A 24387-nucleotide genomic window follows, 5' to 3' on the forward strand; every position below is an offset into this window, starting at 1 on the left:
GTGCCTGATAAGTGGACAACATTGTCGGGAACAATGTTGCACGTCGCTCGCGACGGCCCCGGAGGGGTGAGTATCAGGATGATACGAATACAAGCCCTGTACTGACGTACAGGGCTTTTTGCTGTCTGCGATTTATGAAATTCCTGCCTGCTTTTCTCCGTTTGTTTCTTAAATTTCTATTTTTTTAACCAGTTAACGATGAAGTCAGCGACTTGTTCAGGGTGATTAATGTCCAGGATAGGGAGTAATATGCGCAGATTTACATCACTGGCGATGGCAATGACATGGCTATCGATCGCTAAATCGCCAGCATTCAGAGAAGTACCCTCTCTATAGAGCAGTATCTTGGGTACTGATTCATGCTTAAAACCCTCGACCAGTATCACATCCAGTGATGATTCATCCATTCGGCTGGCAAGGTAGTAAAGATCTAACTCGTTCTCATCAGGTGTTTCAGTCATGAGTGCCCAGCGCTTTTGGCTCGCAACAATGGTTTGCGCCGCTCCAGCCTTGCGTAGTTCATAACTATCTTTTCCTGGCTTATCTACATCCATATCGTGATGCGTATGTTTAATCAGCCCAAGACGAATACCTCGTTCATTCAATAAAGGAATTACTCGCTTCAACAGCGTTGTTTTCCCCGTCCCACTACAAGCTGCAAACGCTAACAATGGCAGCATCTATTGTTTCTCCCATTGCATAAGATCTTCAGGTGTATTTACGTTGATGAAGTTTTGCATCTGATGCGCAAACAGCACAGGTTTCCCGCCCACTTCACGCAGAAAAAGCATCACTCTTCTTTCACCAGCGGCCAGGTATTGCTCAAGATCCGTGATGAGTTTACGGTGCATAAGTGCAATGGTTGGATGATCTCGCTCACCATCGTTCACCCATACTGCACAGGATTCTTCTTTTTGCACCCACAGTTTATATGCCAGATCCTCGGGGATATTAGGCGTATCGCACGGGCAGAACAGAAACCATTCGCCACTCAGGTGCTGCATTGCCGACAACATTCCAGCCAGTGGCCCTGGATAATCAGGCAGTGTATCGCTCAGAACATTAACACCAACAGACTGATATATTTCGATATTTCTGTTGGCGATGATCGCCACATTACCCACTTGAGGCGCAAGCTTACTCATGATGTGTTCAAACAGGGGATGGCCATTCAGACTGATAAGTCCTTTATCCTGGCCGCCCATCCTTGTTGCTCTTCCACCGGCCAACACCACACCCGTCACTTCCGTTAAACATCTCACTAATATCGCCTCTTTTAATGTGGGTTTGAGCCTGCTAACGTGTGACATCTCTCATGTGAAAGGAGCACAATCATGAAATGTAAACGCCTTAACGAACTGCTCGAGCTACTTCAGCCCGCATGGCAGAAAGAGCCAGATCTCAACTTGATTCAATTTTTGCAGAAACTGAGTAAAGAGTCAGGTTTTACCGGTGAATTAACCGATCTCACCGATGATGTGCTTATCTATCATCTGAAAATGCGTGATTCTGCGAAAGATGCTGTTATTCCTGGCATTCAGAAAGACTACGAAGAAGATTTTAAGACGGCATTATTGCGCGCCCGTGGCGTAATTAAAGAGTAAAAGCTTGTAAGCCAGGCCACTTTAACGGCTATGAAATGTTATCCTCAACTATTCGTATTTACAGTCGGTTGCCTGGATGACAGACAGCGCTTTCAATTTTCAAACACTACATCCGGATACCATCATGGATGCCCTTTTCGAACAGGGCATACGGGTGGATTCCGGCTTGACCCCACTCAACAGTTTTGAGAATCGCGTCTATCAGTTTCAGGACGAGGATCGCAAACGTTATGTGGTGAAGTTTTATCGCCCCCACCGCTGGTCCCCAGAGCAGATAGAAGAAGAACATCAGTTTTCCCTTGAACTGCAAGCAGATGAAGTTCCGGTCGCGGCGCCAATGCATTTCAACGGCCAAACATTACTACGTCATCAAGGCTTTATGTACGCAGTGTTTCCCAGCTTAGGCGGGAGACAATACGAAACAGATAACCTTGATCAAATGGAATGGGTGGGTCGTTACCTTGGCCGTATTCATCAAACCGGGCGCCGTAAGCAATTTGCCGCTCGTCCTGATATCGGCTTAAATGAGTATTTGTTTGAACCGCGTGAACTGTTTGAGCATACAAAACTGATCCCAGCAGCACTCAAGAAAAACTTTCTCAAAGCCACTGATGTGCTAATCGAGGAAGTGAAACTTCGCTGGCATGGCAATTTCCAGTCACTACGATTACATGGCGACTGTCACCCGGGGAATATTCTCTGGCGCGATGGTCCATTGTTTGTCGATCTGGATGATGCCCGTAATGGCCCGGCAATTCAGGATATCTGGATGCTTCTGAATGGTGAAAAAGCCGAGCAGAGAATGCAGCTGGAAATGATTGTTGAGGCGTATGAAGAGTTTGCCCCCTTTGAATCAGACGAAATTGCACTCATAGAACCTTTACGAGCAATGCGGATGGTTTATTATCTCGCGTGGATAATTCGACGCTGGGATGACCCTGCTTTCCCCAGAAATTTTCCGTGGATTACAGACGAAGATTACTGGAGAACACAAACTGCGACTTTTACAGAGCAGGTTCGGGTTCTACGTGAACCACCATTAACATTAACGCCAATGTATTAATCAGTATTTATTCAGGAGAGATTTGATGATGAAAAAGATTTGGCTGGCGCTGGCGGGGATGATCCTGGCATTTAGCGTGTCTGCTGCGCAGTTCACTGACGGCAAAGAGTTCGTGACTCTGGAAAAACCTGTCGCTGGTGAACCACAAGTATTAGAGTTCTTCTCTTTCTATTGCCCGCATTGCTACCAGTTTGAAGAAGTGCTTCATGTTTCTGATAATGTGAAGAAAAAGCTGCCGGAAGGCACCAAGATGACCAAATACCATGTTGAGTTCCTCGGCCCATTGGGCAAGGATCTGACTCAGGCATGGGCGGTTGCGATGGCTCTGGGCGTGGAAGACAAAATCACCGCACCAATGTTTGAAGCTGTTCAGAAAACCCAATCTGTTCAAAACGTTGCGGACATCCGTAAAGTGTTCATTGATGCTGGCATTAAAGCAGAAGAATACGATGCGGCATGGAACAGCTTTGTGGTGAAATCTCTGGTTGCTCAACAAGAGAAAGCAGCAGCTGACCTGCAATTGCAGGGTGTTCCTGCTATTTTCGTGAACGGTAAATACCAGTTGAATCCACAAGGAATGGACACCAGCAATATGGACGTATTCGTCCAGCAGTATGCTGAAGTGGCTAAGTTCCTGGTCGAGAAAAAGTAATTAAAAAAGCCGGTCAATGACCGGCTTTCTTCTATTGTTTGATACTCGTTAGCAAAGCATCTTTCTCATGCCACACCGCATTCAACCACTGTTGAAAGCGCCGCTTAAATCCTTTGTCATTCACATAGTCACCATGCAGATCCTCTGCTATCGGCACCAGCGAAACTCTCACCACAATCCGGGTCATCTTGCCGGTTAACATATCGTAGAACGGGCTTTGCGCGTTTTCAGGATAGCAGAGCGTCACATTGAGCAGCTTGTCGAACTGTTTCCCTAATACATTGAGCGCCATTGCGATACCCGCAGCTTTCGGTGGAAGCAGGTTTTGAAAAGCTGAGCGTGTCTGTAGACGCTTCTCTTGGGTAAACCTTGAGCCTTCGACAAAATTCACAATCGTTGTGGGATGAGAGCGAAATTTTTCGCAGGAACGGCGGGTTGTTTCAACGTCTTTACCGCGTTGTTCCGGGTGGCTGAGTAAATAGCCACGCGAATAACGTTTCATAAAAGGCATATCCAAAGCCCAACAGGCCAGACCCATAAATGGCACCCAGGCGAGTTGCTGCTTTAAGAAGTACTTATTCATCGGGATATGTTTACGAAATAGCACGCACAAAATGACGATATCTGCCCAGCTTCTGTGATTACAAATCAGCAAGTACCAGTTCTTTTTGCTGAGATCATTCAGCCCTTCCACATCCCACTTCAAATGCGGATTGAGCTTAAGTAGCAAAGCCAAACCCTCGCACCAGCAGTACATCATAAAATCAGCAAATACTGAGATTGAGCGCCAGATGATGGGGATGGGTAATAGCAGCTTAATGATGCCGGCGATAATAATGGGAACTGAGCAGGCAATAGTTACCAGAATGGTAAGAGCGACACTCAGAATCAACGTTATCGCGGCGAATAATCTCGTCATAAGTAAATTTTTCAGATGGTTAGAGAGTGTCAGTTGTCGGGGAAAGGATAATAAGGGGGAAATTTTATCAGAAAACATTAGTAGGTGATGAAACTAAAACTGCTCATTAAAGAACAGTGTGTGATGGGGTTCCGATATTATTGCTCTAAGACATAGTTATTTTTTATATCCACATTTATAGATCATTCATGAAATCTCCTCTCAATGAATAGACAAAACATAACACCATGATAAATAATAGTATTTACCGGGGGCTGGATTTCTTTTGTATTAAGCAATCAATTGCTTAAAGAATTATGCACAAACTTATCCACAATATTGATCTTGAGGGCGATCTCGAAGATCAACAAAACTTTTCACCTTATCTGCCTCAAAAGTTCATGTTTTCAGCCAGGCTATGGCATCCTTTAGCCATAAACTAAAAAACCAGTCACGGAACGGAACATTATGGTTCAGATTGCGCAAAACCCACTTATCCTCGTTGATGGCTCATCTTATCTCTATCGTGCCTATCACGCCTTTCCACCGCTGACCAATAGCAAAGGTGAACCGACCGGGGCAATGTACGGCGTGCTGAATATGCTGCGCAGTCTGTTGTTGCAGTATCAACCGACGCATGCCGCTGTGGTGTTTGATGCTAAAGGCAAAACCTTCCGTGACGAGCTGTTTGAGCATTACAAATCTCACCGCCCGCCAATGCCTGACGATCTGCGTGCTCAAATTGAGCCACTCCATGCAATGGTTAAAGCTATGGGCTTGCCGCTGCTGGCTGTTTCAGGCGTGGAAGCTGATGACGTGATTGGTACTCTGGCACTTGAGGCGGAACGTGTTGGCCGCCCGGTGCTGATTAGTACCGGCGATAAAGACATGGCGCAACTGGTTACGCCGGGTGTCACGCTCATTAATACCATGACGAATACCATTCTTGGACCGGATGAAGTCCGTACCAAATATGGCGTTCCTCCAGAACTTATTATCGATTTCCTGGCATTAATGGGCGACTCCTCAGATAACATCCCTGGTGTGCCGGGTGTGGGTGAGAAAACCGCACAGGCTCTGCTGCAAGGTTTAGGTGGTCTGGACACGCTGTATGCCAACCCGGAGAAAATTGCAGAATTGACATTCCGTGGTGCGAAGACCATGGCTGCGAAGCTTGAGCAAAGCAAAGATCTTGCTTACCTCTCCTATAAGCTGGCCACTATCAAAACAGATGTGGAGCTTGAGCTGGGCTGCGAACAGTTAGAAGTCCAGCAGCCGGCAGATGAAGAGCTTCTCGACTTATTCAAACGATATGAATTTAAACGCTGGATCACGGACGTCGAAGCCGGCAAGTGGATGCAAGCTAAGGGTGCAAAACCTGCGGCACAATCCACGAAAACGGTAGAGATTGAAGCCGAAGTTGAACCGGAAGAGCCAGCTAATGCACTCTCGCATGACAACTACGTCACCATTCTTGAAGAAAGCGTACTTGAGGAGTGGATTACCCGCCTGAAAAAAGCCCCTGTCATCGCCTTTGATACCGAAACTGACAGCCTGGATAATATCAGTGCGAATCTGGTTGGTCTGTCATTTGCCACTGAGCCGGGCGTTGCATGCTATATCCCTGTCGCGCATGACTATTTAGATGCGCCGGTACAAATTACACGTGAGCGTGCTTTAGAGCTGCTCAAGCCATTGCTTGAGGATGAAAGCGTTCTCAAAGTGGGTCAAAACCTTAAGTATGACCGTGGCATTATGCAGAACTACGGTATCGAGCTGCGTGGTATCGCGTTCGACACCATGCTGGAGTCCTACATTCTTGATAGCGTTGCGGGCCGTCATGATATGGATAGCCTGTCAGCTCGCTGGTTGAAGCACACCACGATCACTTTTGAAGAAATTGCCGGTAAAGGTAAAAAGCAGCTGACCTTCAACCAAATAGATCTTGAGCAAGCCGGGCGTTACGCTGCAGAAGATGCAGACGTGACCTTGCAGCTGCACCTGAAAATGTGGCCGAAACTCGAGCAGCGCGAAGGGCCTTTGAGCATCTTTAAAAACATTGAGATGCCGCTGGTGCCTGTGCTTTCACGCATTGAACGAAATGGCGTGAAGATTGATCCGGCTGTGCTGCACACACATTCTGAGCAGCTCACCAAACGTCTTGCTGAACTGGAAATCACGGCTCATGAAATCGCAGGCGAAGCCTTTAATCTGGCTTCTCCTAAGCAGCTGCAAACTATTCTGTTTGAAAAGCAGGGCATCAAGCCGCTGAAGAAAACCCCGGGTGGCGCACCGTCAACTTCTGAGGAAGTGCTGGAAGAACTGGCTCTGGATTACCCACTGCCTAAAGTTATTCTTGAGCACCGTGGCCTGGCAAAACTGAAATCGACTTACACCGATAAACTGCCATTGATGATTAACCCGAAAACCGGGCGCGTACACACCTCTTATCATCAGGCTGTTGCGGCTACCGGGCGTTTGTCATCTACCGAACCAAACCTGCAAAACATCCCAGTGCGAAATGAAGAAGGGCGTCGTATTCGCCAGGCTTTTATTGCGCCAAAAGATTACCTGATCGTTTCTGCCGACTATTCGCAAATCGAATTGCGCATCATGGCGCATTTATCCCGCGACAAAGGGCTGCTCACTGCTTTTGCGGAAGGCAAAGATATTCACCGTGCGACAGCCGCAGAAGTGTTTGGCCTTCCGTTGGATAGTGTTTCAGGCGAACAGCGCCGCAGTGCTAAGGCTATCAACTTTGGCCTGATTTATGGCATGAGTGCATTTGGTTTGTCGCGTCAGCTCAATATTCCACGCAAAGAGTCGCAGAAATACATGGATCTGTACTTCGAACGTTATCCTGGTGTTCTGGAATATATGGAACGCACTCGTAAACAGGCAAAAGAGCAGGGCTATGTCGAAACGCTGGATGGCCGTCGCCTGTACTTACCTGACATCAACTCCAGCAATGCGGCCCGTCGTGCAGGAGCTGAACGTGCGGCGATTAATGCCCCGATGCAAGGAACAGCGGCTGATATTATTAAACGCGCAATGATTGCGGTTGATGCCTGGCTGGAATCAGAAAAACCACGCGTGAAAATGATCATGCAGGTGCACGATGAATTAGTGTTTGAAGTTCACCAGGATGATTTGGCCGCCGTATCGAAGAAAATCCACGAACTGATGGAAGGCAGTATGACACTTGATGTGCCGTTGCTGGTGGAAGTGGGCAGTGGTGCAAATTGGGATGAAGCTCACTAATAAAGACGGTTTATGTAACTAAGCAACATAACTCATAGCTTTTTGTGATGACGCTTCAATATCGGAGTGTAAAGGGTGAAAAAAAACTACAAAAAATGCTTTTTCAACCGAATAAAAAGGAGTAGAGTTATTTGCGTAGGGTACAGAGGTAAGATGTTCTATCTTTCAGACCTTTTACTTCACGTAATCGGATTTGGCTGAATATTTTAGCCGCCCCAGTCAGTAATGACTGGGGCGTTTTTTATTGCGCGCGAGTCAGGAAAAGCACGGGCGAACCCATGCCTCTTTTTATTCGCCAGATGTTTCGTCGTCTTCTTCTACATCATCTTCTTCGGTCGCTGGTGGGATATCGTTATACCAACCATCGAGCTTATGACGCAGTACATCGACACCGATCTTTTTCAGCGATGAAAACGCTTCTACCTGAATATCTCCGCCAAAGTCCACCACCGCTTCGCGCACCATTTTCAGCTGTGCTTTACGCGCGCCAGACGCCAGTTTGTCGGCCTTGGTTAACAGCAGCATCACTGGAATGCCGCTCGCAACAGCCCAGTTAATCATTTGCTGATCAAGGTCTTTCAGCGGATGACGGATATCCATCAGCACGACTAAACCTTTCAGGCTATTACGTTTTTGCAGATACTCGCCAAGCGCGCGCTGCCATTTCAGTTTTACTTCTTCCGGTACTTCCGCGTAGCCATAGCCCGGTAAATCCACTACACGTAAGCCTTCAGCCACTTCAAACAAGTTGATGAGCTGCGTACGGCCTGGTGTTTTACTGGTACGCGCCAGGGCTTTCTGGTTGGTCAGCGTATTTAATGCGCTGGATTTCCCTGCGTTGGAGCGGCCTGCGAAAGCAACCTCAATACCGGTATCAGAAGGTAAATGGCGAATGTCCGGTGCGCTAAGCACGAAGTGGGTCAGCTGGTAATTCCAGTTTTTCAAAACGGTTGTCTCCCTCAGGATGAGCATTGTGGGGGATTATACCTGAACGGGGAGAAAACGCCGTGTTTCTCGGCAAGGCTGGCAGGATTACAGAAATACGCCCTTGGTTTGTAAGACATTGACCATTCATAATGACAGACAACGCAGTGTTGTTAGATGCAGACATAATTAAAAAAATATATATAACAATGTGTTAGGTGTTATTCGATGGATTACATTAATGACTTAACCCAAATAGTCGTCTTGTAGAATCAAAGGGTAAGAGTAAAGTAAGCGGCACAGGCAAAGGAGAGCCACCAAGGATAGCAACTCAGGATGAGGGTTCAGGATCGTCAGGATGGCGAAGAACCAGGAAAATGCCAGGAGGCAACGTCTGGAGACGTTTAAAAAGGACAAGGATTTACACGGAAGTTGTTTGCAAGGGAAAGACAGGGCGTCGAGTGCAAACAGGGATTGTGTGACCTTATATAGGTCCAGAGACAAGAAAAAGGCGACAGGTTAACCTGCCGCCTTTTTTCTTTGCTTGCTTTCTGCTAGATTCCGCCGCAATTCTATACTGAATAAAAATGGCTCAAGATAATTTATTATGAAGCAACAAAACTCAGCAGCACCCGGTTCCAAACCTTCAAAAGCACGTCGCAAAACGCGTGAAGAGATCGATCGTGAAGCACGTGACCGTAAGCGTGAGAAAAAACGCAGCGGGCACGCAGCGGGTAGCCGTTCAACCGGTGGCACGCAGGAAAAAAGTGGAAGTGGCAGCTCACAGGCTAAAGATCCGCGCATTGGCAGCAAAAAACCAATCGCCCTGGGCGTAACTGAAGTCCAGGTCAAAAAACCTAAACAGCACAAACCTAAAGTCGAGAAACCTATGCTAACACCACAGGCTGAACTGGATTTGCTGGAGAACGATGAGCGCCTGGATGCGCTGTTAGAGCGTCTTGAAGAAGGTGAAACACTCAACGCAGAAGAGCAGGCTTGGGTTAACGCTAAGCTTGATCGCATCGATGCGCTGATGGCTGAACTCGGCATCGCCTATGAAGATGACGAAGATGAAGAAGAAAAAGAGAAAGGCGATGATTTAATGCGTCTGCTCAAAGGCACCGACTAACGGTAAATCTCAATGGGATTACCTGTTCTTTGCGTGGTTATTCCTCTGGTGTGTTATCTGCTGTGGTTATTCGTTAAACTACGGCGGTTGTCGCGATTGCAAAAATCGTTGCGCCGTCAACGAATGCGGCATCACCGGAGGAAGTAAGCATGTCTGAGCAGTTAATTGATTGGGATCTGGCCCTGATCCAGAAATATAATTATTCAGGGCCGCGTTATACCTCTTATCCTACCGCGCTGGAGTTCTCAGAGGGCTTTGGCGAGGCGGCATTTCTTGAAGCGGTTGCTCGTTATCCTGAGCGCCCGCTTTCGCTATACGTCCATATCCCGTTCTGCCACAAGCTTTGCTACTTCTGTGGCTGCAATAAAATCGTGACTCGCCAGACGCATAAGGCCGATCAGTATCTCGATGCCCTGGAGCAAGAGATTGCCCACCGTGCGCCGCTCTTTAAAGGCCGTCACGTCAGTCAACTGCATTGGGGCGGCGGTACACCCACTTACCTCAGTAAAGCGCAGATAAGCCGTCTGATGGGGCTTCTACGGGGTCATTTCAGTTTCAACGAAGATGCTGAACTCTCTATTGAAATTGATCCGCGTGAAATTGAACTCGATGTGCTGGACCATTTGCGTCAGGAAGGGTTTACCCGCCTGAGTATGGGGGTGCAGGATTTCAACAAAGAAGTGCAGCGCCTGGTTAACCGTGAGCAAGATGAAGAGTTTATCTTTGCGCTGATTCAACGTGCGCGTGAACTCGGTTTCACCTCGACCAATATCGACTTGATTTACGGCCTACCAAAACAGACGCCAGAAAGTTTTGCCTTCACGCTCAAGCGTGTTGCTGAACTTAGCCCGCATCGGTTAAGCGTTTTTAACTATGCGCACTTACCGACTCTGTTTGCCGCACAACGTAAAATCAAAGATGCAGACTTACCCAGCGCTCAGCAAAAACTCGATATTCTGCAAGAAACTATCGGCTCGCTGACCCATGCCGGATACCAGTTTATTGGTATGGACCACTTCGCCCGGCCAGATGACGAACTGGCGATCGCGCAGCGTGAAGGGAAATTGCATCGTAATTTCCAGGGCTATACCACGCAGGGTGATACAGATTTGCTTGGGATGGGCGTTTCTGCCATCAGCATGATTGGCGACTGTTATGCGCAGAACCAGAAAGAGCTTAAAACCTATTATCAACAGGTAGATAGCCAAGGCGATGCGCTGTGGCGTGGCCTGGCGTTAACCCGTGATGACTGCATTCGCCGTGACGTGATCAAGGCGCTTATCTGTAATTTCCAGCTTAGCTTTGCGGAAATCGAGCAGCTTTGGGATGTGGATTTTGCAGAGTACTTCGCAGAAGACCTGAAATTGCTTTCACCACTGGCGAAAGATGGGCTGGTGGATATCGACGGAAAACACATTCAGGTGATGGCAAAAGGTCGCCTGCTTATCCGTAATATCTGCATGTGTTTTGATAGTTACTTGCGTCAGAAGGCGCGGTTGCAGCAGTTCTCTCGCGTTATCTGATCTGTGTCGGATGTCGCTTCGCTAATCCGACCTACACGATCAGTAGGGGGGATTAGCGAAGCGACATCCACCAGAAAGAGCCAGATGGCGCTGGCTTATCCCTTTTTTTACTCCATTCCCAACTCTTTCAATTTACGCGTCAGGGTATTTCGTCCCCAGCCAAGTAAACGAGCCGCTTCCTGCTTGTGTCCCTGCGTATGCCGCAGTGCTGTTGTTAGCAATGTGCGCTCCATTTCAGGCTGAGCTTCAGACAGTAGATTTTGATGACCGGAACGTAATGCGCGGTCCGCCCATTGCGCCAGAAGTGTTGCCCAACTGTCTGACTGAGAATGCGCCGGGCTATCGGGAATGGTTGTTTCGAATAGCTCAGCAGGCAAATCCTGAATCAACACTTCCTGGCCCGCAGCCATCACGGTTAACCAACGACAAGTGTTTTCCAGTTGGCGCACGTTTCCAGGCCAGGCAAGGCGCGTTAACGCATTTTCTGTTTCCGGGTGCAGCAATTTCGCTTCCACGCCCAGTTCTTTGGCCGCATCCTGCAAGAAGTGGCGAGCCAGACGTGGAATATCTTCGCGGCGTTCACGCAGCGGGGGCAAATGCACGCGAATAACGTTCAGGCGATGGAACAAATCCTCACGGAATTTCCCTTCCTGCACGCGCAACTCAAGGTTCTGGTGGGTCGCGGCAATGATTCGTACATCGACTTTTACCGGTGCATAACCGCCAACGCGATAAAATTGACCATCAGCGAGTACGCGCAACAAGCGAGTCTGCACATCCAACGGCATATCACCGATTTCATCGAGGAAAAGTGTGCCACCGTCGGCTTGCTCAAAACGGCCCTGGCGAATTTGATTCGCACCGGTAAACGCGCCTTTCTCGTGACCAAACAGCTCAGACTCAATCAAATCCTTCGGGATTGCGGCCATGTTCAGCGCAATAAAAGGTGATTTCACGCGTGGGCTATGGCGATGCAGAGCGTGTGCAACCAACTCCTTACCGGTACCCGATTCGCCGTTGATCAACACACTTATTGATGAACGGGAGAGGCGGCCAATAATTCGAAACACATCCTGCATAGCTGGCGCTTCACCAATAATATCGGTGGTTGGCCCATTAACCTGCACATTGCGCGGTTGCTGCTGCTCCTGATAGTGACTAATGGCGCGCTCAACGAGTGCCACCGCTTCATCAATATCAAAAGGTTTTGGCAGGTAATCAAAAGCACCTTGCTGATAGGCACTTACCGCTGCTTCAAGATCTGAATGAGCGGTCATTATGATGACCGGCAACATCGGGTGGCGTTGTTTAATCTGCTTTAGCAGCGCCAGACCATCCATGCCCGGCATGCGAATATCAGATAACAAAACGTCCGGGGTTTTGGTTGCAAGAGCATTCAGGACTTCATTGCCACTCTCAAATGTGGTGCAGCTTAAACCCGCTCCAGTCAGTGCGCGTTCCAGCACCCAACGGATGGAGCTATCGTCGTCAACGATCCAAACTATCCCTCGTTGCATAAAGACCTCTACTTACGAATAGGCAGGTAAACCGAAAACTCGGTATGGCCTGGCCAACTGTTAAATTCGATTTTTCCCGAATGCTGATCTATCAAGTTGCGTGCAATAGAAAGACCTAAACCTGTCCCTCCTTCACGTCCGCTCACCATTGGGTAGAATAGTGTGTCCTGCAGATGGGCCGGGATCCCCGGACCGTTATCTTCAATATCAATGCGTGCAGCCAGACGGTAGCGCGAGCCGTGCAACGTGAGCTGGAAAGCGGTTCGCGTACGTAACACAATCTCGCCACCGTCATTGCCTAACGCCTGAAGCGCATTGCGCACGATGTTCAGTAAAATCTGTTCAATTTGATCCGGGTCGTGCGCCAACTCTGGCAAGCTTGGGTCGTAATCTCTTATCAGCGTGACATTCGCTGGCAATTCCATCGACACCAGTTTCATCACCCGTTCGGTGACTTTGTGAATACTTTCTGTGACGTGCATGCCGGGTTGTTGCGGGCCTAACAGCCTGTCGACCAGGTTACGTAAGCGGTCGGCTTGCTCAATAATCACCTTGGTGTATTCAGTGAGCGAAGGGTCCGGTAAGGCTTTTGCCAGAAGTTGCGCTGCACCGCGTAACCCGCCGAGAGGGTTTTTAATCTCGTGAGCCAATCCACGGACCAGGTCACGAGCGGCAATTTGCTGCGCCTGCTGTAACTGTTCCTGACTTAAACGGCGTTGGTTATCCATCGGCGCCATTTCCATCAGGATGAAACCTTCTGGTAAACGTTGTGCTGTCAGAGAAAGAATATGGGAGCGGCTATCAATAACCAGTGTGACTTCGTTATCGGTAAAGCCCTGGCCTGCCGTCAGGCTTTCCTGCATCAAGCCAACATTTAGCGAAAAATAACTCAACAGTTCAGGTAGCGGTGTACCGTACAGCTTGCGCGAACTTTGCGCTAAAAGTTGCTGTGCCGCCGGGTTGGCGTAATGGACCGCCAGCTCGTCATCGACCAGTAAAATACTGTTGATTAAAGAATTCAGGATCTGCCCAGCATCGGGCAGCGTGCCGGTTGCCATACAGCAGTCTCCGAAAATTTGCACTGTGATGGTGCATTATAGTTTCCTGGCGGCAAAATAAGTTGCTGCAACAGGTTATTTGTGGAGAAAAAAACCCATCCGAAGATGGGCTTCTCAACATTTTAATGTTGGATATTTACAACGTGATTAAACGCTGTAATACAGCTCGAACTCAACTGGGTGTGGAGTCATGCGCACACGGTCGTTTTCTTCGATACGCAGCGCGATGTAAGCATCGATAGCTTCATCAGTGAACACGCCGCCCGCAGTCAGGAACTCGCGGTCTTCGTTCAGGCAGCTCAGTGCTTCTTCCAGAGAACCCGCAACTTGTGGGATCTCTTTAGCTTCTTCTGGCGGCAGGTCATACAGGTTTTTGTCCATTGCTTCTCCCGGATGGATTTTGTTCTTGATACCATCAAGACCAGCCATCAGTAGTGCTGCGAAGCACAGGTACGGGTTAGCCGCTGGGTCAGGGAAACGCACTTCGATACGACGTGCTTTCGGAGACGCAACAACTGGGATACGGATTGAAGCAGAACGGTTAGCTGCAGAGTAAGCCAGCATGACTGGAGCTTCGTAACCCGGGACCAGACGCTTGTAGGAGTTGGTGGTCGGGTTAGCCAGGGCGTTGATGGCTTTAGCGTGTTTGATAACGCCACCGATGTAGTACAGCGCTTGCTCAGACAGGCCCGCATATTTGTCTCCAGCGAACAGGTTTACGCCGTTCTTAGCCAGGGACATATGGCAGTGCATACCAGAACCGTTATCGCCAAACATTGGTTTTGGCATAAAGGTCGCTGTTTTGCCGTAAGCATGAGCAACGTTGTGCACGACATATTTGTAGATCTGAATTTCATCTGCTTTTTTGGTCATGGTGTTGAAGCGAGTAGCCACTTCGTTCTGACCAGCAGTTGCAACTTCGTGGTGGTGAGCTTCAACAACCAGGCCCATTTGCTCCATGGTCAGACACATTGCAGAACGCAGGTCTTGTGCGGAGTCAACTGGTGGAACCGGGAAGTAACCGCCTTTAACAGCTGGACGGTGGCCTTTGTTGCCGCCTTCGTATTTGGTGCCGCTGTTCCATGCGCCTTCGATATCATCGATAGCGACGTGAGAACCGGAAATAGAGCTACCGAAACGAACGTCGTCGAACAGGAAGAACTCTGGCTCTGGCCCGAACAGTACGGTATCAGCGATACCAGTAGAACGCAGGTAGTCTTCAGCACGCTTGGAAATGGAACGCGGGTCGCGGTCATAACCTTGCATGGTGCCTGGCTCAAGAATGTCGCAACGAATGATCAGCGTAGAATCAGCGAAGAACGGGTCGATGACAGCAGTAGTAGCATCTGGCATCAGAACCATGTCAGACTCGTTGATGCCTTTCCAGCCACCAATTGAAGATCCATCAAACATTTTGCCTTCTTCGAAGAAGTCAGCAGTAACCTGATGAGCAGGGATAGTGACGTGCTGTTCTTTACCTTTGGTGTCAGTGAAACGCAAATCTACAAATTTCACTTCGTGTTCATTCAGCATCGTCAAAACGTGTTCAGCGGACATACTTAACTCTCCCGGATTTGGTCATTGAATTGGCTTGTTGCCCTGAAATGATTAAAGCGAAATCTGTGCCAACTTTTAAATTACCCTAAAAAGGCGCTATCATGCGCACTATAGTGCAAAAGGGCTGCACCACGATGGATAGTTTGCACCAATGTAGTGCTTCAATCTGAGATTTGAGCACCATATTGGTGCAATTTTCGCTGTCGCGCCCTTTTTTGCTCCGTGAAAGCGATCACAAACCATTACTTTTTACATTGTTTGTAAAAGTTCTTTGTGATCCTGTTATGTCCTTCGATTAATACGTGTACAATAACGCGCTATTTCTAATGCCTGAGGCAAAGTTGTGATCGAAAATCTGCGTAATATCGCCATCATCGCGCACGTTGACCATGGTAAAACTACCTTGGTTGATAAGCTGCTGCAGCAATCTGGTACTTTCAGTAACGAACGTGCTGAAGCCACTGAACGCGTGATGGACTCCAACGATTTGGAGAAAGAGCGTGGGATTACCATCCTCGCTAAAAACACCGCTATCAAATGGAATGACTACCGTATCAACATCGTTGATACCCCTGGGCACGCCGACTTCGGTGGTGAAGTTGAACGTGTAATGTCCATGGTAGACTCCGTTCTGCTGGTCGTTGACGCAATGGATGGCCCAATGCCGCAGACGCGCTTCGTAACCAAAAAGGCATTTGCCCATGGTTTGAAGCCGATTGTTGTTATCAACAAAGTTGACCGTCCTGGCGCGCGTCCTGACTGGGTTGTTGACCAGGTCTTCGACCTGTTCGTAAACCTTGACGCAACCGACGAGCAGCTCGATTTCCCAATCATCTATGCATCTGCATTGATGGGTATCGCGGGTAACGATCATGCTGAGATGGCGGAAGATATGACCCCGCTGTACCAGGCGATTGTTGACCACGTTAAAGCACCAAGCGTTGACCTCGACGGTCCGTTCCAGATGCAAATCTCCCAGCTGGATTACAACAACTACGTTGGCGTAATCGGCATTGGTCGCATCAAACGCGGTAAAGTGAAGCCTAACCAGCAAATCACTATCATCGACAGCGAAGGTAAAACTCGTAACGGTAAAGTTGGTAAAGTACTGACTCACCTCGGTCTGGAGCGTATTGAGTCCACCGAAGCCGAAGCAGGCGATATCATCGCGATTACCGGTCTGGGCGAGCTGAACATCTCCGACACCCTTTGCGATACGCAAAATGTTGAAGCGCTGCCAGCACTGTCTGTTGATGAACCAACTGTTACCATGTTCTTCAACGTCAACACCTCTCCGTTCTGTGGCAAAGAAGGTAAATATGTTACCTCTCGTCAGATCCTTGACCGCCTGAACAAAGAGCTGGTGCACAACGTTGCACTGCGTGTTGACGAAACCGAAGATGCGGATGCATTCCGTGTATCCGGTCGTGGCGAACTGCACTTGTCTGTTCTTATCGAAAACATGCGTCGTGAAGGCTTCGAACTGGCTGTGTCCCGTCCGAAAGTAATCAACCGTATGATCGATGGTCGTATGCAAGAGCCGTTCGAAAACGTGACTCTGGATATCGAAGAACAGCACCAGGGTTCTGTAATGCAGGCGATGGGCGAGCGTAAGGGCGATGTCAAAGACATGATCCCTGACGGCAAAGGCCGTATCCGTCTGGATTACCTGATCCCAGCACGTGGCCTGATCGGCTTCCGTACTGAGTTCATGACCATGACTTCTGGTACTGGTCTGCTGTACTCCACATTCAGCCATTATGATGACGTGAAACCAGGCGATATCGGCCAGCGCCAGAACGGCGTGCTGATCTCTAATGGCCAGGGTAAAGCAGTTGCGTTTGCACTGTTCAGCCTGCAGGACCGCGGTAAGCTGTTCCTGGGTCACGGTGCAGAAGTTTATGAAGGCCAGATCATCGGTATTCACAGTCGTTCTAACGACCTGACTGTAAACTGCCTGACCGGTAAGAAACTGACCAACATGCGTGCGTCCGGTACTGACGAAGCAACTACTTTGGTTCCTGCACAGAAGATGTCTCTGGAGCAAGCTCTGGAATTCATCGATGATGACGAACTGGTAGAAGTGACTCCGACGTCCGTACGTATTCGTAAACGTCACCTGACTGAAAACGACCGCAAACGCGCGGGTCGTGGCGGCAAAGAAGCGTAAGTTTCTTTCCTGCAAAGCATTGAAGCCCTGCCTGTTTAGGCGGGGCTTTTTTTTGCTCTGATTTATACCCTTCTAAAACGAATATCGTACTCCTAAACGAATACGATACTGCTCACTATTGTAATAATTCCAGCGATCGAGCCATTGTAACTCCAGATACGGCATCCAGTTTTTATCAATCTTATAGATAAATTTGTTGGTAATTTCCCAGTGATGATCTTTATCGTTTTTACTGTGGAAATCATTTACGCGCAAAAAATAATGCGGCTCGAAGGTATAAAAAAAACTATCAGTAACTTTAAAATTCCAGTAATTCACAAATTCCTGAGTATCATTTCTGTCTTTATCGCCACGTAAATCAACCGAATCATAATTATTATGGTTATAGCGATAGCGGAATGTCAGATTAAACCATGTAGTGAATTTGTAATTAGTATCCATATAAAGCGCGCCGCCGGAACCGGTGCTGTTATCGTTAATCAAACCACCAGGCTGAAATGTCCACTTACCGGGTTTGAACAATGGATACCACCCTTCAATTTCGTTATAGCTGTGCTTTATTTGATCCCATTTCCCGAGGTTGTAGGCGTTGGTTGCCATAATCCCGGCTCCCATATCAAAGTTATATCCGACTCGCAGAATAACTTCGCTTTCTTCTGAGGCGGTATTGTAGGCTTCACGCGTCTCCAGATAAGCGCCGGAAAAAACCTGAAAGGGAATCGAAGACGCTAATAACACGAGATATTGTGACACTTTCATATTCTTATCCTTGAATGTAATAGGCGTAAGCAAGCCGTCGCCATTTAAAGAGCGACGGTTAATCATTATTTTTTTATAAAGTTGCGGAAGCTTCTTTGGTATTGTCAGCTGACAGTTGTGTAGTGAAAGCCTCCTGTTTGCGTTCATTTAATTCGGCGATTATTTGCATAAACCGCTGTTCATTTAATTTATAAAACAGCCCCATGGTCATCGCTGCGGTAATCGCCAGGCTGCATGGCCAGATAAATATCAATTGGCGTAGGCCATTTAACGTGGTTTCACTCTGCGCGATGTTGGGGATATACCCGATTTGTGTCAGCATAATGCCGGGTAAAAAGCCCGCCAGTGCTGCCGAAATTTTGCGTGAAAACGTGTAACCAGTATAAACCGAGCCTTCGGCGCGAATGCCGGTTTTCCACTCACCGTAATCCACAGTATCCGGCACCAACGCCCAGTTCAGGCTGTTGACAAACGCGGTGCCAAAGAACGCCATGCAGGAAAACAGCACGAACGATAACGAACTGTCTCCCCAGGCATAATTCAGCAAATCTCCCGCCGCCCATAACAACAATCCGCCCAGATAAACCTGCTTTTTCCCGAAACGTTTCACCGCCGTTGGCACCATCAGCACGCCAATCAGGATGCAGCCCATACTGAAAAATCCCATCCAGGAAAGCAGATGGATATCGTTCAGTACGTACTGGGTGTAATAAACCTGAATTGCCAGCTTGATGTTAAAAGCCGCCAGCGTGCAAAGATTGGCGATGCATAACACCAGCAAAGGCGGGTTGCGAAAGATTGCGAGAAACGACTTAGCGATGGCCGGCTTATGGCTTTCCGGCACCACTTCCACATAACGCTCTTTGACGCCGCTGTGGCACCACCACATGCAAAATAACCCGCAGGTTGCGAAGAGTGTTGCTGCAACTAAATAACCCAGCGATGAGCGCTCAACAAACAGCGCCTGAATAGGTATAAATCCCACAGTACAAAGCAGCAACCCAAGTGTGGCGCCACCTTGCCGCCACGCCGCCAGTTGCGCGCGTTCATGCGGATTTTTAGTTATCGCCGGAACCATCGCGCCGTAAGAGCAATTCATCAGGCTGTAAAACAGGCCGAACAACATAAACAATACAGTCGATAACGCCGTTTTCATCGTCAGGGTTAAACCGGTATCCACAAATTGTGCTGTTGCCACCAGCGCCACCGGCATTGCCGCATAAAAAATGAAAGGGCGAAACTTCCCTTTGGGGCCGATATTCCGGCGTGAATCAATCAACACGCCGGTTAGGATATCGGTAAAGGCGGTGAAGAATTTGGCGACCAGAAAAATAACGCCGCCGTAAAATGCCGGAAGACCAAGCACATCCGTATAAAACTTCAACAGATACAGCGTACCGATACACAGCATTAGGTTTGAGCCAAAATCCCCCATGCCGTACGCGAACTTTTCTCGCAAACTGAGTTTTAGCGTTAATACATTCATGGCCGACCCTTATTAATGTGCAGCAGCCCGTTTGCGGCTTTCAATCTCATCCACAATCCGCACGTACATTTTTTCATTCAGATTGTAGAAGCAGCCCATCGCGATAATCGTCACCACCGCCAGCGCGCTCGGCCAGATGAATATTAACTGCCGTAGCCCTTCAACGGTTCCGGCTGATTGCACTACGTTTGGCACATAGCCGATTTGCGTCAGCATCAAACCAGGGAAGAAGCCCGCCAATGCTTGCGAAACCTTGCGGAAGAAGGTGAAACCGGTATAGACCGTGCCTTCAGAGCGCACGCCTGTTCTCCATTCACCGTATTCCACGGTGTCGGAAACCAGCGCCCAGTTCAGGCTGTTGACGAACGCAGAGCCGAAGAACGCCAGGCATGAGAACATTACGAAGCTGACTGAACTGTCGCCCATCGTGTAGTTGAGCAAATCTCCCACTACCCAAATAAGCAGCCCGGCGATATAGACCTTTTTCTTGCCGAAGCGGCGCACGGCAGAAGGCATCAGGAACACACCGAAGAAAATACAGCCCATGCTGAAAAAACCCATGTATGAAAGCAGCAGTGGATCATTGAGCACGTATTGCGTGTAATAAACCTGAATCGCCAGTTTGACGTTAAATGCGCCGAGCGTGCACAAATTGGCGATGCAAAGAATAAACAGCGGGCGGTTTCCGGCGATAGCTTTGAATGATTGCAGCAAACCCGGCTTGTGCCCAGGTGCAGGTTGCTGGGTTTCGACATAACGCTCTCTCACGCCTGAATAACACCACCACATAAAGAACAAGCCGAATGCGCTAAACAACGCTGCTGCCACGATATAACCCAGTTGCGGATTGTTATCGACCATGTTCATCACCGGCACAAAACCGACAGTGCACAACAGCAGGCCGAGCGTGGCACCGCCTTGTCGCCACGCCGCCAGCGATGCACGTTCATTGGGGTTTTTAGTCATCGCCGGAACCATCGCGCCGTAAGAACAGTTCATCATGCTGAAGAACAAGCCATACAACATGAACAGCACCGTCGCCATTACGGTTTTGCCGGTAATGCTGAAATCCGTGCCGACAAAGTTAGCTATCGCCAGTAACGTGACGGGAAATGCCGCGTACAGCACGAACGGGCGGAATTTCCCTTTTGGCCCAATCTTGCGCCGTGAATCGAGCATGATGCCCGTGCCCATATCGGTAAACGCGGTAAAAAACTTGGCAATCAGGAAAATCACGCCGCCGTAAGTGCCGGGCAGCCCTAAAACGTCGGTATAGAACTTCAGCAGGTAAAGTGTGCCGATATCCAGCAAGATATTTGAACCCAGGTCGCCCATTCCATAGGCGATTTTTTCCCGTAACGGAAGCAATAAAGTGGCCGGATCGCTGCCCCGGCTGTCGGTCTGATGACTCATTTTTATTCTCCTTATGACGGCGAGATTTGTACTCGCCGTTACGGATATCAGATATGGCGCAACGAGGTAAACAGCTCGGCCCATTCGCTGGTGGCCCGGTAAAACACTGGGGGTTGGCCGATTGGCGCAGCAACGGTAATTTCACCGCCTCCGGTGTACGATTCGCCCGTCCATAGGTTGACCCAGTTATCCTGTGGCAAATACAGCGTCCATTCGCTGCTACCTGGCTGATGAACCGGTGCGACCAGCAAATCGCGGCCAAACAGATACTGATATTTCAGTATGTAGGTTTGCGGGTCGTCTTCGTAATGGAGGAATAACGGGCGCATCACTGGTAAGCCGCTTTGAGAGTTAAGCGCTACGGCGTGTTTGATATACGGCTTAAGCGTGGTGAATACCGTTGTCATGCGGGCAAATTGCGCGATGATGTCGCTATCGTGATCGAATTGCACGTTATCGCCTGGACGGTTACCTTCATGTGTGCGCATCATCGGCGTGAAGGCGCTAAATTCGCACCAGCGCATCAGCAACTCTTTACTGCGCTTCATATCGAACAGCGTGGTGTAACCTCCGATATCGCTATGATGCAGACCGTGCCCGGTCATAGCCAACGACAACGCCGCCGGGATCACTGACGCCAGACCATCGTCCAGGCTCCAGTCCACGTTCTGATCACCAGCCCACATCATCGTCGAGTATTTCTGGCTGCCGGTATAACCCGCACGCATAAAGAACAGCACCTCGCCCAGCTTGCCGGTTTCTTCAAGCGCTTCGTAATTACACTTCGCCCACAGCGCAGGCCACGCGTTATGCATGACTTCAGCGCTAACGCCGTTATGCAGCACGGTATCGGTTGGTAAATACTCGCCAAAATCCGCCATCCAACCGCCAAAACCAAGCTCGATCAGATTGCGTTTGATGAGTTCTTTGTACCAGTCGTAGGCTTCGGGATTGGTTAAGTCGATAACGCCCGCGTAAAACTCGCCGAACTCGACGTGGTAATCCTTTCCGTCATGAGTTTTGGTCAGATAGCCGAGCTTCGATGCTTCTTCGCACTGGTCGCGATCGCTTGCCACATAAGGGTTAATGTAGGAAAGAAAACGCACGCCTTCGGACTGCCATTGTTTGATGCGCGTATTCAGCTCAGGGTACAAATCGCCGTTCCAGCGCCAGTTCCACATCACGCGTTTGCCAAACGACGTCATGCGAATACCCGACCAGTCCTGCGCCCAGATACCGTTAACTTTGACACCGCCTTTGCGCATTACATCGAGTTTTTGCTGGCAAACCTCGGTGCCACCCTGCACGCCCAGCGTCACGCCGTCATAAATCCAGTCCGGCATTTCCGGCTGGCGGCCTAATAAACCGGTGAGTTTTTCCAGCAACTGAATGTAGCTGTCGGCACATTCAAAGCGCAGCACCACCTGGTCTTGCCAAATTGCCAGTTCATGAAAGTCTGGCGCGCTGAAATCGAAATTCATGTAGCAGCTGTTTTCAACGTGGCAGTAATACTTTTGCGTGCTGACGAATGTCGGCTGTGGGAAAAATGTCCAGTAATAATCGCCGCCCGCGTTTTCTTTGCAGTCGGCCTGCCAGGTCACATAAGTCTGTTTATTGCGCCCGACACCTTGCTCGCTGGTCCACAACGGGAACGGCTTGCCACGCAAATCGAAGTAAGAGAACTGCTCGCCACAACCATAAATATGGTCTTCTGGCTTCGCGGCAAGGCGCAGCCAGATGCGGTTATGGCTGGCGCTGTCGTTTTTGAGTTTCAGCTCAAGGCGGCCTTCGGCATCGATGCCGATATGCAGCGTAGCATTCACGGTATCGCCGCGTGTGAAGCGGACACTCCAGCCCGCATCTTGTGGGATGATGGCGGCTTCGGTCAGGGCAATCTTTTCATCCAGCTTGTCTTTGATGCTGAAATTGCCACGGAACATATCAATATCGGCTTCACCCGCGCCCACCCATAAGCAAGGCGTTTGCGCGGTGTGCCGCAAAATCAGGCGATTCTGCCAGCTCAGGGCAAAGCCATCATTCAACGTGGTGAGTTCAAGGCTTTCTAAATTTTGTTGTGATAAGGCCATTATTAACTCCGTAAATGTAGGGTACGTGTTGTGGTTTATTTGGCGTTGCAATCCAACAAACCAGCGGCCACTGCGGGCGCTAAACCCGGTGCTAGCGGCAATCTTGGGATCACCAGGCAATGCAATAGATGGTAAATATCCTGCTTGCCATCCCAGACCTTGGTGGTCACTTCATTGTTGGTATCCAACTCCTGCCACCACGAACCGTTCTCGTAATCCATCAGGTACTTAATGCAGTAATCCCACCATTTCTGATACCAGGTTTCGTACTGTGCATCTCCGGTTACCGTGAATAGCGCATATGCCGTTCCCATGGCTTCAACGATTGGCCAGCGCACACGTTCACGAACAATTGGCTCACCATCCCAACCCACGGAATATACGAAACCTTCTGCGCCGTCGGGTGCCCAGGCATCGCGGATGGTCGCGTTGAACAAGCCTTTTGCGTCTTCTAGCAACCAGGCTGGAGGTATTTCAAAACGAGCTTCAAGTGCCGCATGAAGGTGCAGCATCAGGCGGCCCCATTCAATCCAGTGGCCTGGCGTGCCGCCGTAGGCGCGGAAACGGTGAGCAGGATTGTCTTTGTTGTAATCGCGGATTGGGTTCCAGTCGGCGTCGAAATGTTCATTGACGCGATATTCGCCGCTGCGAGCCACATCATGAATAATCACCGAGGCAATTCTTTGCGCACGGTCGAGCCATTTGCGGTCATGCGTGACATCGTAAACAATTAAAAACGCTTCTACTGCGTGCATGTTGGCATTGCCGCCACGGTATTCTTCCGTCTTGCTGAACGCTTCGTCCCACGACTCCAGGCACATTTGTTCCTGTTCGCTCCAGAAGTACTTTTCGATGACGTCGATGGCGTCATCCAGCAGTTTGAGTGCCTGAGGGTGGCCAGTGGTTACCGCACTTGCCGCGCCTAGCAACACAAAGAAATGCTGATAACCTTGCTTCGAGGCATCAATCACACCTTCGTCATTCACGCAGGCATACCAGCCGCCGTATTGCTTATCGCGCAGCACACCATTGAGCGCGTTGATGCCATGCTCAACCAGTTGATAAGCGCCAGGGCGGCCCATTGACGCAGCGACGGCGTAAACGTGCAACATACGAGCGGTGACCCATAAATGTGTGCCCATGTCCGTTTTCACCAGACCGGTATTACCGAGCCAACCAAATCCCGTTGGCACCACAGATTTGCGGCCAAAATCGAAAATGCGGTCAGTTTCTTGCTCGAGCCAGCGGTTGTGGCTCAGTGTGTTAAACCATTTCATCGTCACATT

20 protein-coding genes are annotated in these 24387 nt (G+C 49.3%); 8 read left to right on the forward strand and 12 right to left on the reverse strand.

The window, feature by feature from the left end; all coding sequences use genetic code 11:
- Nucleotides 1–176: 176 nt before the first annotated feature.
- Both mobB and mobA read right to left on the reverse strand, forming a co-directional pair.
- Complete coding sequence (gene mobB / locus M975_RS23035; RefSeq protein ID WP_064561461.1) at nucleotides 177–680, reverse strand: molybdopterin-guanine dinucleotide biosynthesis protein MobB; 504 nt, start codon at nucleotides 678–680, stop codon at nucleotides 177–179.
- Nucleotides 681–1310, reverse strand: a complete 630-nt coding sequence (mobA, locus tag M975_RS23040; protein WP_064561462.1) for a molybdenum cofactor guanylyltransferase MobA — start codon at nucleotides 1308–1310, stop codon at nucleotides 681–683.
- A 24-nt stretch (nucleotides 1311–1334) separates the two neighbouring features.
- On the opposite strand from mobA, the gene M975_RS19115 reads away from it, so the two are divergent.
- From M975_RS19115 to dsbA, 3 genes are all read left to right on the forward strand, one after another.
- Complete coding sequence (locus M975_RS19115) at nucleotides 1335–1604, forward strand: YihD family protein (protein ID WP_064561463.1); 270 nt, start codon at nucleotides 1335–1337, stop codon at nucleotides 1602–1604.
- Nucleotides 1605–1680: 76 nt separating this feature from the next.
- Nucleotides 1681–2667 carry a serine/threonine protein kinase gene (locus M975_RS19120; RefSeq protein ID WP_064561464.1) on the forward strand — a complete coding sequence of 329 codons (987 nt, stop codon included), beginning with the start codon at nucleotides 1681–1683 and terminating at the stop codon, nucleotides 2665–2667.
- Between the two features lie 28 nt (nucleotides 2668–2695).
- Entirely contained in the window at nucleotides 2696–3319 is a 624-nt protein-coding gene (gene dsbA, locus M975_RS19125; RefSeq protein ID WP_064561566.1) for a thiol:disulfide interchange protein DsbA, read from the forward strand.
- Between the two features lie 31 nt (nucleotides 3320–3350).
- Here the strand turns inward: dsbA and M975_RS19130 are convergent, their stop codons facing one another.
- Nucleotides 3351–4238, reverse strand: a complete 888-nt coding sequence (locus M975_RS19130) for an acyltransferase (protein WP_064561567.1) — start codon at nucleotides 4236–4238, stop codon at nucleotides 3351–3353.
- Nucleotides 4239–4685: 447 nt separating this feature from the next.
- Between M975_RS19130 and polA the strand changes: the two genes are divergently transcribed.
- Nucleotides 4686–7478, forward strand: a complete 2793-nt coding sequence (gene polA, locus M975_RS19135; RefSeq protein ID WP_064561465.1) for a DNA polymerase I — start codon at nucleotides 4686–4688, stop codon at nucleotides 7476–7478.
- Nucleotides 7479–7631: 153 nt separating this feature from the next.
- On the forward strand, nucleotides 7632–7679 hold the full coding sequence (gene spfP, locus M975_RS23650; protein ID WP_071892919.1) for a small protein SpfP: 48 nt from the start codon (nucleotides 7632–7634) through the stop codon (nucleotides 7677–7679).
- Nucleotides 7680–7766: 87 nt separating this feature from the next.
- On the opposite strand, the gene yihA is transcribed toward spfP, so the two are convergent.
- On the reverse strand, nucleotides 7767–8423 hold the full coding sequence (gene yihA, locus M975_RS19140) for a ribosome biogenesis GTP-binding protein YihA/YsxC (RefSeq protein WP_064561466.1): 657 nt from the start codon (nucleotides 8421–8423) through the stop codon (nucleotides 7767–7769).
- A 586-nt stretch (nucleotides 8424–9009) separates the two neighbouring features.
- Here yihA and yihI point away from each other — a divergent pair.
- Together yihI and hemN are read left to right on the forward strand one after the other, a co-directional pair.
- The gene (gene yihI, locus M975_RS19145) at nucleotides 9010–9531 is read left to right on the forward strand and encodes a Der GTPase-activating protein YihI (RefSeq protein WP_064561467.1); all 522 of its coding nucleotides are present in this window, start codon (nucleotides 9010–9012) and stop codon (nucleotides 9529–9531) included.
- A gap of 149 nt (nucleotides 9532–9680) precedes the next feature.
- Complete coding sequence (hemN, locus tag M975_RS19150; protein ID WP_064561468.1) at nucleotides 9681–11054, forward strand: oxygen-independent coproporphyrinogen III oxidase; 1374 nt, start codon at nucleotides 9681–9683, stop codon at nucleotides 11052–11054.
- Between the two features lie 107 nt (nucleotides 11055–11161).
- On the opposite strand, the gene glnG is transcribed toward hemN, so the two are convergent.
- From glnG to glnA, 3 genes are all read right to left on the reverse strand, one after another.
- Nucleotides 11162–12571: a nitrogen regulation protein NR(I) gene (gene glnG / locus M975_RS19155; RefSeq protein WP_034461490.1), complete on the reverse strand. Its 1410-nt coding sequence runs from the start codon at nucleotides 12569–12571 to the stop codon at nucleotides 11162–11164.
- Between the two features lie 8 nt (nucleotides 12572–12579).
- Nucleotides 12580–13629, reverse strand: coding sequence for a nitrogen regulation protein NR(II) (gene glnL / locus M975_RS19160; protein WP_064561469.1), 1050 nt, complete (start codon nucleotides 13627–13629; stop codon nucleotides 12580–12582).
- A gap of 147 nt (nucleotides 13630–13776) precedes the next feature.
- Nucleotides 13777–15186 carry a glutamate--ammonia ligase gene (glnA, locus tag M975_RS19165; protein ID WP_064561470.1) on the reverse strand — a complete coding sequence of 470 codons (1410 nt, stop codon included), beginning with the start codon at nucleotides 15184–15186 and terminating at the stop codon, nucleotides 13777–13779.
- Between the two features lie 343 nt (nucleotides 15187–15529).
- Between glnA and typA the strand changes: the two genes are divergently transcribed.
- Entirely contained in the window at nucleotides 15530–17356 is a 1827-nt protein-coding gene (gene typA, locus M975_RS19170; RefSeq protein WP_064561471.1) for a ribosome-dependent GTPase TypA, read from the forward strand.
- Between the two features lie 72 nt (nucleotides 17357–17428).
- On the opposite strand, the gene ompL is transcribed toward typA, so the two are convergent.
- The 5 genes from ompL to yihS form a co-directional block, all read right to left on the reverse strand.
- Complete coding sequence (ompL, locus tag M975_RS19175; protein ID WP_064561472.1) at nucleotides 17429–18115, reverse strand: porin OmpL; 687 nt, start codon at nucleotides 18113–18115, stop codon at nucleotides 17429–17431.
- 73 nt (nucleotides 18116–18188) lie between these two features.
- Nucleotides 18189–19601 carry an MFS transporter gene (locus M975_RS19180; protein WP_064561473.1) on the reverse strand — a complete coding sequence of 471 codons (1413 nt, stop codon included), beginning with the start codon at nucleotides 19599–19601 and terminating at the stop codon, nucleotides 18189–18191.
- 12 nt (nucleotides 19602–19613) lie between these two features.
- Complete coding sequence (locus M975_RS19185; protein WP_064561474.1) at nucleotides 19614–21014, reverse strand: MFS transporter; 1401 nt, start codon at nucleotides 21012–21014, stop codon at nucleotides 19614–19616.
- A gap of 47 nt (nucleotides 21015–21061) precedes the next feature.
- The gene (locus M975_RS19190; protein WP_064561475.1) at nucleotides 21062–23101 is read right to left on the reverse strand and encodes an alpha-glucosidase; all 2040 of its coding nucleotides are present in this window, start codon (nucleotides 23099–23101) and stop codon (nucleotides 21062–21064) included.
- Between the two features lie 35 nt (nucleotides 23102–23136).
- Entirely contained in the window at nucleotides 23137–24378 is a 1242-nt protein-coding gene (yihS, locus tag M975_RS19195; protein ID WP_064561476.1) for a sulfoquinovose isomerase, read from the reverse strand.
- Nucleotides 24379–24387: the final 9 nt, after the last annotated feature.

Origin of the sequence: Buttiauxella brennerae ATCC 51605 (assembly GCF_001654925.1) — a bacterium.
GTDB classification, from domain to species: Bacteria; Pseudomonadota; Gammaproteobacteria; order Enterobacterales; family Enterobacteriaceae; genus Buttiauxella; species Buttiauxella brennerae.